The organism is Microbispora sp. GKU 823 (genome assembly GCF_002027145.1).
Lineage (GTDB): Bacteria > Actinomycetota > Actinomycetes > Streptosporangiales > Streptosporangiaceae > Microbispora > Microbispora siamensis.
Window position 1 is genome coordinate 1 of sequence record NZ_MWJN01000165.1, and the last position, 12,300, is coordinate 12,300.

At 72.3% G+C, this 12,300-nt stretch carries 9 protein-coding genes and 1 pseudogene; 3 read left to right on the forward strand and 7 right to left on the reverse strand.

The window, feature by feature from the left end; translation table 11 throughout:
* The coding region (locus B1L11_RS42450) for an AMP-binding protein (RefSeq protein ID WP_143737947.1) at positions 1 to 1,170 on the forward strand (1,170 nt) is incomplete at its 5' end.
* Positions 1,171 to 1,812: 642 nt separating this feature from the next.
* Here the strand turns inward: B1L11_RS42450 and B1L11_RS49270 are convergent.
* From B1L11_RS49270 to B1L11_RS55630, 4 genes and pseudogenes are all read right to left on the reverse strand, one after another.
* Positions 1,813 to 5,091, reverse strand: a complete 3,279-nt coding sequence (locus B1L11_RS49270; RefSeq protein WP_218671664.1) for a TIGR03084 family metal-binding protein — start codon at positions 5,089 to 5,091, stop codon at positions 1,813 to 1,815.
* 15 nt (positions 5,092 to 5,106) lie between these two features.
* Positions 5,107 to 6,762, reverse strand: coding sequence for a GMC family oxidoreductase (locus B1L11_RS42475; protein ID WP_079320826.1), 1,656 nt, complete (start codon positions 6,760 to 6,762; stop codon positions 5,107 to 5,109).
* Positions 6,759 to 6,842, reverse strand: coding sequence for a DUF5987 family protein (locus B1L11_RS55625; protein WP_372974782.1), 84 nt, complete (start codon positions 6,840 to 6,842; stop codon positions 6,759 to 6,761). Before B1L11_RS55625 ends, B1L11_RS42475 begins: the two co-directional genes overlap by 4 nt.
* Before the next feature lie 70 nt (positions 6,843 to 6,912).
* A pseudogene (locus B1L11_RS55630) lies at positions 6,913 to 7,329 on the reverse strand (DUF5987 family protein); the annotation flags it as partial.
* 278 nt (positions 7,330 to 7,607) lie between these two features.
* Between B1L11_RS55630 and B1L11_RS42485 the strand changes: the two are divergent.
* A complete protein-coding gene (locus tag B1L11_RS42485) occupies positions 7,608 to 8,786 on the forward strand; it encodes an acyl-CoA dehydrogenase family protein (protein ID WP_079320827.1) in 1,179 nt (392 codons plus the stop codon).
* Positions 8,787 to 8,882: 96 nt separating this feature from the next.
* Entirely contained in the window at positions 8,883 to 9,116 is a 234-nt protein-coding gene (locus B1L11_RS42490; protein WP_079320831.1) for a ferredoxin, read from the forward strand.
* Positions 9,117 to 9,366: 250 nt separating this feature from the next.
* Here the strand turns inward: B1L11_RS42490 and B1L11_RS42495 are convergent, their stop codons facing one another.
* From B1L11_RS42495 to B1L11_RS42505, 3 genes are all read right to left on the reverse strand, one after another.
* Positions 9,367 to 9,639, reverse strand: a complete 273-nt coding sequence (locus B1L11_RS42495; RefSeq protein ID WP_079320828.1) for an acyl carrier protein — start codon at positions 9,637 to 9,639, stop codon at positions 9,367 to 9,369.
* A 198-nt stretch (positions 9,640 to 9,837) separates the two neighbouring features.
* Complete coding sequence (locus B1L11_RS42500; protein WP_218671665.1) at positions 9,838 to 11,220, reverse strand: FAD-binding oxidoreductase; 1,383 nt, start codon at positions 11,218 to 11,220, stop codon at positions 9,838 to 9,840.
* A 324-nt stretch (positions 11,221 to 11,544) separates the two neighbouring features.
* Positions 11,545 to 12,300 (reverse strand): prephenate dehydrogenase/arogenate dehydrogenase family protein (locus B1L11_RS42505; RefSeq protein WP_143737948.1); only part of this gene is annotated, 756 nt, incomplete at its 5' end.

Below are 12,300 nucleotides of genomic sequence, written 5' to 3' on the forward strand. Positions count from 1 at the left end.
GAGTTGCGGGAGGGCGAGTATCACTTCGAGACGCTGGTGGCCGCCCAGCCCGCCGAGCTCGACCCGGTGCCCCTCGCTCCCGGCGACGTCGCCATCTGGAAGTTCACCACCGGCAGCACCGGCGCGCCCAAAGCCTGCATGCTTCCCGCCCGCGCCCCGCTGCTCAGCTTCGAGTGGTACGCGCGGGGGATCTTGGACCTGCGCCCCGACGACCTGGTGCTGCCGGTGCCGAAGCTCTTCTTCGGCTACGCCAGGGACCTCGCCACGCTGTTCCCGTTCGGGGCCGGCGCGGCCGCGATCGTCTTTCCCGAGCGCAGCACGGCGGATCGGATCTTCGAGCTGATCGCGCGGCACCGGCCCACGATCCTGGTCAACGTGCCGACGATGATGGCGGCCATGGTCGCCCACCCGGCGGCGGCCGAGCAGGACCTCAGCTCGATCCGGCTGTGCACGTCCGCGGGCGAGGCCCTCCCGCCGGAACTGCACCGCCGGTGGCTGGACACCTTCGGCGTCGAGGTCGTCGACGGGATCGGCTCCTCCGAGGCCTACCACATCTTCCTGTCCAACCGCCCGGGCCGGTCCCGCCCCGGGAGCCTGGGCGAGGTCGTGCCGGGCTACCGCGCGCGGGTGGTGGACCACGACGGGAACGAGGTGCCGGACGGCGAGGTCGGCCGTCTGGAGATCACCGGAGAGCCGGTGGCGCTCGGATACTGGCGCGAACCGGACAAGAGCGCCGCCACGTTCGTCGCCGAGCACACCGTCAGGTCGAGCGACCTGGTCGTCCGCCGCTCCGACGGCTCCTTCGAGTACCGCGGGCGGGTGGACGACCTGCTGAAGATCGGCGGCGTCTACGTGGCTCCCGCCGAGATCGAGAACTGCCTGCGCACGCACCCGGCGGTGCTGGAGTGCGCGGTCGTGGGCTACCAGGAGGACGGCCTGACCCGTTCGAGGGCCTACGTGGTCCGGCGCGGCGAGGTCACGGCCGACGAGCTGCGGGACTTCGTCAAGGAGCGGCTCGCCCCGCGCAAGTACCCCCGCGACGTCCGCTTCGTGGACGCGCTGCCCCATACGTCGTCCGGCAAGGTGGACCGCCGTGCCCTGCGGGACGGCCACGAGGCGCCCATCACCGCCCCGGAACCGACCCCGGCCGCCGCCGCGCGATCCCTGTGAAGGAGAGGCACCCATGGACTCCGGCAACGCACCCCTGCTCACCTACTCCACGACACCGGCTCCGGCCGGGGCACCGCCTCGCCGGTCCTCAGGGGCGGACGGGAGCGGCGAGACGCTGTTCGGCACGGTTTACCGCACCCAGGAACTCTGGTTCACCCAGCTGCTGCACGAGCTGACGGTGCTGCAGGTCCGGCTGGCCGCCGGCGACTGCGCCCGCGCCCTGTCCGCCCTCGACCGGTCGCTCCGCGTGCTGAAGGCCGCGGTCGCCCAGATGGAGATCATCGAACCGCTCGCCACCCCCCGGTTCGCCGCCCTGTGCACCACCGCCCGCTTCCGTGAGGTGGAGGCGGTCCTGGGGCAGCGCCACCCCTGGATGTACGAGCACCACCCCGAGGAGAACGAGGCGGGCAGGAGCATCCGCGCGGCCATGAGCCGGCCATCGGTCTTCGACGCCTTCCTGCGCCTGCTCGTGGCCGAGGGCTACGCGGTGCCGTACGAGCTGCTCTGCCGGAACGTGTCCGCGCCGCTGAAGCCCTCGCGGGAGCTGCAGACGGTGCTGGTGCGGGTCTACCAGGACGACGGGATGGCGGCACAGCTCTGCGAGCGGCTGACCGACCTCGACGAGTGCTTCCAGGAATGGCGCTATCGCCACCTGTCGATGGTGGAGCGGACGATGGACGGCGAGCACGCCCCCATCTCCTCCCACGCCCAGGCGTTCACGCCGGTGTTCCCCGATCTGTGGACCATGCGGAGCCTGACGTGAACGACCAGTCGGCGCGGCTCGCGCCCCATTACTCGATGTTCGGGGTCGAACGGCGCCTGCTCCTGACGGGCCACTCCCACCAGGCGTGGCCGGACGTCGCGCTGGAGGGCCAGATCGAGGCGTTCCACGACGCCGCCGCGGACGCCGACGCCAAGTGGGGCCGGGCGATGGAGAAGGCGGAGCTGGTCAGGGAGGGGTTCCGCGCTTTCCTGCACGAGCCGTCCGCGGAGCTCGCCCTCGGCGGCTCCACGCACGAGCTCCTGCTGCGCTTCCTGTCCGCCCTCGACCTGCGCGGCAGGCCCCGGCTCGTCACCGGCGACGGGGAGTTCCACACGATGCGGCGCCAGCTCGGCCGGCTCGCGGAGGAGGGCGTCGAGGTCGTCAGGATCCCGGCCGAGCCCGCGGACACCCTGGCCGAGCGGATGGCCGAGGCCGTCGACGACCGGACCGCCGCCGTCCTGGTGTCGGCGGTCCTCTTCGAGACGGCCCGGATCGTGCCGGGGCTCGATCGCCTCGCCGCCGTCTGCCGCCGGCGGGGGACGGAACTGCTCGTCGACGTCTACCACGCCCTGGGCGCCGTGCCGTTCTCCTCGGCGGACCTGGAGTCCGCGTGGGTGGTCGGCGGCGGTTACAAGTACCTCCAGCTCGGCGAGGGCAACTGCTTCCTGCGGATCCCCCCGCACGCCGCCACGCTGCGGCCCGTGATCACCGGATGGTTCGCGGAGTTCGCGGAGCTGGATGCCGCCCCGCGCCCCGGCGGCGTCGGCTATCCGGAGGGTGCGGCGCGCTTCGCGGGGGCGACGTACGACCCGGTGAGCCACTACCGCGCCGCCCGGGTGTTCCGGTTCTTCACCGAGCACGGGCTCACCCCGGGGTTCCTGCGGGAGGTCTCGCTGCGCCAGGTCGGGCTGCTGGCGGAGCGCTTCGACGCGCTCGACGCCCCCGATCATGTCATCACCCGCGACCGCCGGGGCGCGCCCGAGGACTTCGGGGGGTTCCTCGCGCTCCGCTCCCCCCACGCCGCGCGGCTGCGCGAGGGCCTGGCGGCCCGGGGCGTGCTGGCCGACAGCCGCGGCGAGTGGCTGCGGCTCGGTCCGGCGCCGTACCTGTCGGACGCGCAGCTCGCGGCCGCCGTCGACGCGCTCGGCGCCGAGATCGCCGCGCTGGGCGCGCACACGCGTGTGGTCCCGCCGGACGTGCGGCGGGACCACGGGACAGCGCGGCCAGGGCCCGGAGTGGCGGGACCCCTGACACGCGGGCGGGGCGAACTGACCGGGCGTACGGCCGGCGCCCGCCGGCCCGCGGTACGCCTGGGCGATGTCCAGCCAGCGCTCGGCCTCCTCGCCCACGGCGGTGACCGCGAGATCGGCCCGGTGCCGGCGCCGGGTCACCAGAAGGCAGAAGTCGAGGGCGGGACCGCTGACGCGCTGCCGGGCGTCCTCCGGGCCGTACGCCCACACCTCGCCGGACGGCGCGGTGATCTCGAAGCGGAACTCCTCCGCCGGAGGCGTCAGGCCGCGCGAGAGATAGCCGAAGTCGCGGGTCAGCACGGCGAACACGACGAGGTGCGGCAGGCCCTCCGACCACCGCAGGTCCACGCCGAGAGTGTCGGCGACGTCCTGCCCGTGGGCGAACTGCTCCATGATCCCGGCGGAGGCCAGCACCACCGGGGGCAGCGGGTTGACCAGCCAGGGCACGTTCTGACCCGCCGGGACGGCGGCGAGCGCCCCGGTCACCCTCTCGCGCTCGGCCCGCCACCGGGCGAGCAGCACCTCCGGCGTGTCGTTCTCGTAGTCCTTCAGCGCCGCGTTCACCGCCGCGTCGAAGTTCCCCTTCGCCGGCGCCGTCATCGCCTCGAACGCCGCGGCGTCGCTCGCCGCCGTCGCGGCCAGCCGGAAGACGAAGGTGAGATGGGCGATCTGGTCCCTGATCGTCCATCCGGGCGCGGGGGTGGGCAGCCGCCACTGGTCCGCGTCGAGGCCGGACACCAGGCGGTCGAGCTTCTCGCCTTCTGTGGCGAGGTCCTTGAGCACGGTCTCCAACTGGGTCATGCGGGACGTCCTCTCACTCGTGGTCGGATCGGGATGCGTGTGCGGCCGGCCGGGCGACGGCCCGGGCGCCGACCCGGCGGGCCGCGGCCAGGCTCGCCCACGAGACCAGCTCGACGAGGGCCCGATCCTCCGGCGTGCCGCGCCGGAAGTCGTCCACGACGCCCTGGTCGACCTGGTATGAGGCCATCGCGGTGAGCAGCGCCAGGCGGCCCGCCGGGGCGCTGCGTCTCGGGCAGGGGCGCGGACGGCCTCCGCGGCCCACGCGCGGCTGGGCCCGGGAGGCGCGCCGTCCCACTCGTCGAGCAGGGCGCCGATCAGTTCGCGGACCGGTTCCGGCACCGAACGGCGGCCGGCGGCGTCGGTGGCCGCGGCGGCGCGGGCGAACGCCTTCGCGATGCGCGGCGAGCCGTTCGCCCAGGCCAGTTCCGCGAGCGGCGGCGCCGCGGGCAGCAGGTCGAGCGACAGCCCCGGAGTTCCGGCCCTGCGCGCGGCCGGGCTCATCACCAGCCCGAACAGCCGCATGAGACCGGGACGTGCCCGCGCGGGCACCTCGGGCGGCAGCGGCGAGTCACCGAGGAAGACGTTCACCATGCGGTTGAGGTAGTGGAAGACAACGGCGACCGCGACCAGTTCCGCCGCCTCGGCGGGCGGCCCGGGCGGGCGCCGCGCGGTTTCGCGGCGGCCGAGGTCGCGTGCCCACTCGGCCACGTCGCGGATCGCCGGATCGTCGACGGCCTCCAGCCGCCCTGCGGCGATCTCCGCGGCGTGGCGGCCGCGGGTGAGGCCCCGCAGCGTCGCGGCGTGCACGTCCACGCAGTAGGGGCAGCGGTTGCCGTGCGACACCGCGGCGGCGACCGCCTCCTTGACCGGCCTGCCCACCGCTCCGGCCGCGAGCAGCGACTCTCTCAGCATCGTCCAGCACGCCGCGAGGGACTCCGGTGCCGGAGAGTGCAGGATCACCGGCGGCGCCAGCATGCCGAAGTCCCGCTCGACCTGCGCGTACACCGCGCGTACGTGATCGGAGGCCGCGCCGGGCGGCACGGGGGTGACGTGCCTGACCTGCGCCAGCGAGCCGGACAGGGTCGCCCGGGTGAGGATCGCGCCCATGGCCGGTCACCTTTCCTATTTCCGCATGAGAGTGGGGACCAGTTCGGCCACCCCGCGGCGGCCGCTCGTGGCGCCGTCAGGCGCGGGGGCTCCGTACGTGACCTCGACGCCGCGCTCGCGGGCGGCCCGTACGATGCCGGGGACCGCGCGCTCGGCGAGCGCCGCGATGGTCATGGCGGGGTTGACGGTCAGCGCCGTCGGCACGGCGGAACCGTCGGTGACGAAGATGCCGGGGTGCCCGCGCAGCTCGTTGCGGTCGTCCAGGGCGGAGGTGGCGGGATCGTCGCCCATCCGGCAGGACGACAGCGGGTGCACGGTGTACGCCCCGACGACGTCGTTGGTCCAGGCGGTGACCTCGGCCAGGCCGTCGCGTTCGAGGATCTCCTTCACCTCGGCGTCCGCCATGGCCCAGGCCCGGAGCGTGGTCTCGGCCGGGTCGTAGCGCAGGCGGCCGACGCCGAGCATCTGCTGCGAGATGCGGTCGGCGTTGCCGGCGGCCGGCGGCGGCCCGAAGACGCCCTCGTTGGCGTCCTCGATCATCTGGAAGATGATCAGCCAGGACTGCCAGCGGCTGAGCATCTCCTTCTTCCGCACGCCGAACCAGGACGGGCCGACGGCGTCCGCGACCTGGGCGAGGATCGTGCCGAGGCCGGGCGGGAAGTACAGCTGCTCCAGGGAGTAGCGGGTGAACTCGGGGAGCGAGCCGTCGAGCCGGTCCCAGTTGGCCACGGTGGGGCCCTTGCCGATCTGGTTGGCGGCGTAGGCCAGGCCGCCCTCCCGGGTGAGGCCGAGGACCTCGCGGACCCGGTCCTCGTTGAGCACCGCGGTGTTGAGGCGCTCCCCGTTGCCGGAGAAGTACCGCCCCACGCCGTGCGGCATCCGGCCCAGCGCGGCCTCGCTGCGCTGCAGGATGACCGGCGTGGCCCCCGCCCCGGCGGCGAGTACGACGATCTTGGCGTCGATGGCCCCGCCGGCGCTGCGGATCCGGTAGTCCTCCTCGTCGATGAGGTCGTAGTGGACCCGGTAGGAGCCGTCGTGGTTGCGCTCGATGCGCTGCACCTCGTGCAGCGGCCTGATCCGCGCGCCGTGGGCGAGGGCCGCGGGCAGGTAGTTGAGCAGCAGCGACTGCTTGGCGTCGAACTTGCAACCGGCCATCATCCAGTTGCAGTTGGTGCACCGGTTCCGGTCGACCGCCGCGGGGACCGGGTTGGCGGTGCGGCCGGAGTGGTCGCAGGCGGCGGCCCACAGGCCGCCGGCGTAGGTGACGTCGTCCCAGTCCTGCTTGGTGATCGGGATCGACTCGGCGACGCGGTCGTACCAGGGGTCGAGCGTGTCGCGGCTGACCGACGCCGGCCACACCCGCCGCCCGAGGCCGCCCTGCCGTTCGAAGACGAAGCGCGGGGCTCGGGGCATCGCGGCGAAGTAGACCACGCTTCCGCCGCCCACGCAGTTGCCGCCGAGGATGCTCATGCCTTCGCCCACGGTGAAGTCGAAGATCCTCGTGTACGACGACCCGAGCATGAAGTCCTGCTCGAAGTCCTTGGCGGTCAGCCACGGTCCGCGCTCCAGGATCTCGACCTTCGCGCCGCCCGCGGCGAGGTGGTAGGCGGTGATCGCTCCGCCGAAGCCGCTTCCGACCACGAGGACGTCGGTACGCTCTGTGCTGGTCATGCGGGGCTCCCTGAGGGGGTCGTGTCCGGGTGCAGGCGGGCCAGCGGCCGGCCGTACGAGAACGCGGGGAAGCGCCACAGGCCATCGGCGCCGGGGGGCGGCGATGCCCATCGCGCGCAGGCCGGGGTGGCCCGCGGCGATCGCCTCGGCGGTGTGCATGTGGGCGGCCGAGTCGTAGGCCATGTTGCTGAACAGCGCGAGCAGGATCCAGAACGGCTTCTCCGGGTGGTCCGGCGCGGTCAGCCGCGCCACCAAGGCCGTACGGTGCTCGAACGGGAGCGCCACGAACGGCGGGACCGACGCGTCGAGGACGAGACCGGCCTCGTCCGCGTAGGCCGACGCGTGCTCGTTCAGCAGGCGGGCGTAGTCGTCCAGCCCCTCGGACACACCGGTCGCGTTCCATTGCAGCAGCTCGATCGCACCGGCCTGCACGGCGCCGCCTCCGGCCGCCGCTCCCGCCACGGCTCTGTCGCCGGGGTGCCTCTTCTCCCCCGGGATGATCGTGTCCGCGAAGGCTTCCAGGGTGATTGTCCTGATGCTGTCCTCTGCTGGGGTTCCCGGCGGCATGGGCGTTCCCTCATGTCTCAGTTCGACTCAGGTCGTCCTCATCGTCCGGGTTGTCCGACGGACGGTGCATCTTCCGGCGTGCCGTCCGGCACGACCCGAGCGCAATCACGAAGGTGTGCCGGTCGGGCACGGGGTGCGACATTCGGTGGGATGTCATCTGCGGACCCCTGAGTGTTGAAGAAGCGCCGTCTTCGCGGGTGGGGCGACAACGCGGCCAGGCGACCATCTGGGCCACGCGCGGCGGGACACGGCTTTCGAAACACGACTAGGAGGAAACGATGTTGCTGACCGGTGTCCCGACGAGAGAAGAGCTCGTCCGGCGCGTATCGGAGCTCGTGCCCGCTCTCCGGGAGAACGCGGGCTGGTCGGAGGAGAACAGGCGCCTGCACGACGACACGATCGAGGCCCTGGCCGGGGCCGGCGTCTTCAAGCTGCGGGTCCCGGCACGCTACGGCGGCTACGAGGCCGACACCCGCACTCTCGTCGAGGTGGCCGCCGAGCTGGCGAAGGCCGACGGCTCCACCGCGTGGACCGCCTCCGTCTACTGGATCCCGACCTGGATGGCCTGCCTGTTCCCGGACGAGGTGCAGGACGAGGTCTTCTCGACCGAGAACGTGCGCATCTGCGGCACGCTGAGCCCGACCGCCATGGCCGACCCGGTGGACGGCGGCGTCGTCGTCAACGGCAAGTGGGGCTTCGTCAGCGGCGCCTGGCACGCCCACTGGCAGGAGATCATCGCGGTCCGGATGACACCGGAAGGCCCCTTGCCGATCATGGCGCTGGTCCCGATGTCGGACCTGAAGATCGTGGACGACTGGCACACGTCGGGTCTGCGCGGCACCGGCAGCGTCAGCACCGTCGCCGAGAACGTGTTCGTCCCCGCCGAGCGGATCCTGCCCCTGCCGGCCATCCTGAGCGGGCAGTACGCCTCGCGGCTCAACGCCGGCAGCCCCATCTACCGGGCGCCGCTGCTGCCGGTCGCCTCCGCGTCGTCGGTCGGCACCGTGCTCGGCCTGGCGAAGGCCGCGAGGGAGGCGTTCTTCGCGCGCCTGCCCCAGCGCAAGATCACCTACACCGACTACGCCTCCCAGGCCGAGGCGCCGCTGACCCACCTGCAGGTCGCCGACGCCACCATGAAGATCGACGAGGCGGAGTTCCACGCCCACCGGCTGACCGCCCTCGTGGACGGCAAGGGCGAGTCGGGCGAGCAGTGGTCCCTGGAGGAGCGGGTCCGGGCGCGTGCGGACATGGGCGCCGTGGTCCGCCTGGCCAAGGAGGCGGTGGACATCCTGGCGGGGGCCAGCGGCGGCTCGTCCATCTACACCGACGTGCCGATCCAGCGGATCGCCCGCGACGTGAGCAGCGTCAGCCTGCACGCCCTCATGCACCCCAACACCAACGCGGAACTGTACGGCCGGGTCCTGTGCGGCCTGGAGCCCAACACGCTCTACATCTGAGCCGGGCGCCCCGGCCACCACGCGCGGCTTCCGCGGCCCGACGGCGTGCCGCGGAAGCGCGCGCACACGTTCTGAGAAACAGGAGTGGAGAGCACGATGACCGAACCACGATGGAGGTTGACGGTCGACCGGCGGAAGTGTCACTCCTCCGGCTTCTGCGTCGGGATCGCCGGTGACCGGTTCGAGCTCACCTCCGGCGGCGCGCGGCCCGTCCGGGAGGAGATCCCGGAGGACGAGGACGTCCTGGAGGCCGCGGAGTGCTGCCCGCTGCAGGCCATCCGGGTCGCCGACCTCGCCACCGGCGCGGAGATAGCGCCGGAGCCGGTCTGACCGTCCACCCGGGCCCCCTCTTCTGCCGGAGGCCTCCCCACGCCGGGCGTGTGGGAGGCCTTTCGCCGTCACGGTGGGAGCGACCCGCGAGGAAGAACGTACGAGGACGTGTCACTTCCAGGAACGACGCGGCCGCCGGCCCGGGGGACGGCCCGCTCCGGGCGGGAGGACACGTGTGCCCGGGCCGGGAGGGCGTCTCACCGGTCCGGGCACGCGTACTCGTCGCCGGGTGGGCCTGGTCACACGATGGTCACACGGCGGCCGCCTGGGCCGCCTCCGCGACCTTGCGCGCCAGTGCGCGCGCGTCGGGGTCCTCCTCGAAGATGTCGCCCACGTCGATGGACACCCCGAGCTCCTCCTCGATCCGGGAGACGAGGCGCACGGCCGAGATCGACTCCCCTTCCAGGTCGAAGAAGGTCGCGCTCTCCATCCCGTCCGGGACGTTGAGCACGTTCTTCCAGATCTCCGCGACCTTCTCCTCGATCTGCGAGAGGCTCGGCTCGCTGGGACGGTTGCCATTCATCCGGTGTCCTCCCAATTTCCCGCAAGCATCCATGAGGGGCGCGTGAGCGAATTCCGCCACGTAAATTCCCTGATTTATACAATCATGTCCGGATGAGGCAATTCATCTCTGAGATTGCCGGTTCGAAAGGGCACCCACGCAAAAGTCCCGTGGACCCCGCCGAGCGGGTTCCACGGGACCTTACGCCGGCTCCCCCGGCTACGGCAGGGGCGGGATGTTCTGGTTCAGGTGGAAGAAGTTCGTGGGGTCGTACGTCGTCTTGACGGCCCGGAGGCGGTCCCAGGTGGCCCCCGGGTAGGCCGCGCGGATCCGCTCCTCGCCCTCGTCGGCCAGGAAGTTGACGTAGGCGCCGTGGTCGCTCTGCCGGAGCTCGTCGGCGAACTCCGCCACCCACGCGTCGTGGACGGGCGCGTCCTGCGGGCTCTCGTAGATGGCGGCCAGGTTCACCATGATCCGGCTCTTCCGGTGGGCGAACGCGGTCGCGTCGACCGGAACCCGCGCCATGGCACCGCCGAGCACGCGCAGCTGCGTGGCGGCCATCGAGGCGGTGGACGACGTGAGGCGCTTGACGATCGTCTCGGCCGCCTGCCGGTCGATCCTGTCGGCGAACATCGTGAGAGAGGAGGCGACGGGGTGGAAGCCGGGATCCTCGGGCGGGTAGACGCCGGAGTACGGCATCTGCTGCACCATGTCCGCGAGCGGGGCGGCGATGGCGCGGAAGGGGGCCAGGACGCGCTCACCGTCCTCCTGCGGCCCGGCGAAGACCATCATGGCCATGATCACGAGCGAGCCGTGGTGCTCGGGGGCCAGGAACGGCATCGGCGGGGCGGGCATGATGTTGGCGATGGTGGACAGTTCCTCGGGCGCGGCCTCCGCCTGCGTGACGAACGCCTCGATGGTCTCGGCCGTCGCGGGCAGGATCAGGATGCCCCCGTAGATCGACTCGAGCTCGTGCAGGCGGAACTTGAGCCGGGTGACGACCCCGAAATTGCCTCCGCCGCCGCGGATCGCCCAGAACAGGTCCGGATGGGTGTCGGCGTCGGTGTGCAGGATCTGCCCGTCCGCCGTCACGACCTCGGCGGCCAGCAGGTCGTCGATCGTCAGACCGTGCTTGCGGACGAGGTAGCCGACGCCGCCGCCCGTGGTGAGGCCGCCGAGTCCGACGGAACCGGTGTCGCCGAATCCGGTCACCAGGCCGTGGGCGACGACGGCGTGGGTGTACTCGCCCGCGCTCATGCCGCCCTGCACCCACGCCGTGCGACCCTCGACGTCGATGTCGAGCTCACGCATGTCGCGCAGGTCGAGCACCAGGCCGCCGTCGATGACGCCGTGCGCGGCGTTGCTGTGGCCGCCGCCGCGGACGGCCAGTTCGCAGCCGTTCTCGCGGGCGATCGACACGACCCGCGCGACCTGCGCGGCGTCCTTCGGCCGGACGATGACCGCCGGCCTGCGGTCGAACTGACCGGGATAGACGGCGCGCATCTCGTCGTAACGCGGATCGTCGGGAGTGACGACCTGCTCGCCGAACTCCGCGAGCAACTGGTCGAGAGGGACGACTGTGTGATCGAAGGAAGTTGACACGTGGGGTTCCTTATCCATCGGACACATTACTCACAAGCAGATCCGGCGGCGGCCGGCGTTTGTTCGGCGCGTCGTGGACGGATACTTCGTCCCGCGCCTTCACCGGACGCTTCCGGGGGCACGTCGGTAAACGACGGCAGGCGTGAGGCATCGGGGCCTCCTCACCAGGAGACCGCCTTTCGCCTCGCCCGCGACTTTCCATGGATGTTCCACGCTATCCAACTATCGGCCCCAGGGGGGCGACATGCTTCTTCTAAATTGCTGAATTAACGACGCCAGAAATCGGACAAAAAGCCCCGACAAAACCCATTTGCCGTGGAACCGTCAGGCGGCCAGCGACTCCACCTTCGCGTCGCGGGCCCGCACGATGAGCTCACGCCCCCGGTTGCCCCGGACGAGAAGGTCGGTGAGCGGGTCCGTGGGCGGGTCGCCGGCGGCGCCGCCCCTCCCCCGCAGCGCGGCCGCGGCCATGGCGAGGTCCTCCACGAGCTGCTCCAGAACCGTCGCGACGGCGTCCGCGTTCTGCTCCAGGATGTCGCGCCACAACCCGCTGGCGCCCCCCGCGATCCTGGTCACGTCCCGCAGGCCCTGGCCGACCAGCGAGAGGGTGGTCTCGTCGGCGTCGGCGAACCTGGCCGCGAGCGCCGACGACACCAGGTGGGGCGCGTGCGAGACGGCGGCGGCGACCCTGTCGTGAGCGGTGGCGGGCAGCAGTACGGCCTCCGCACCGCACAGCCGCACCAGCTCCGCCACGGCGGCGAGCGTCTTCGGCGACGTGGCGGGATGCGGGCACAACGCCCAGCTCCGGCCGGCGAACAGGCTCCCCCTGGCCGCCGCGGGGCCGGAGGACTCCCCTCCGGCGAGGGGGTGGCCGGGAACGTACGTGGCGAGGTCGCACCCGGCGGCCTCCGCCTCGGCGAGGAGCCGGCCCTTGGTGCTGGCCACATCGGTGTACACGGCGCCGAGCCCGCGCGCCTGGGCGTCCCGCAGCACGCGCGGTACGGCGGACGGCGGGGTGGCGACGACCACGACGTCGGCGGCGGGGTCGCCGGGGCGGTGCGGCAGTCCCGCGCCCAACCG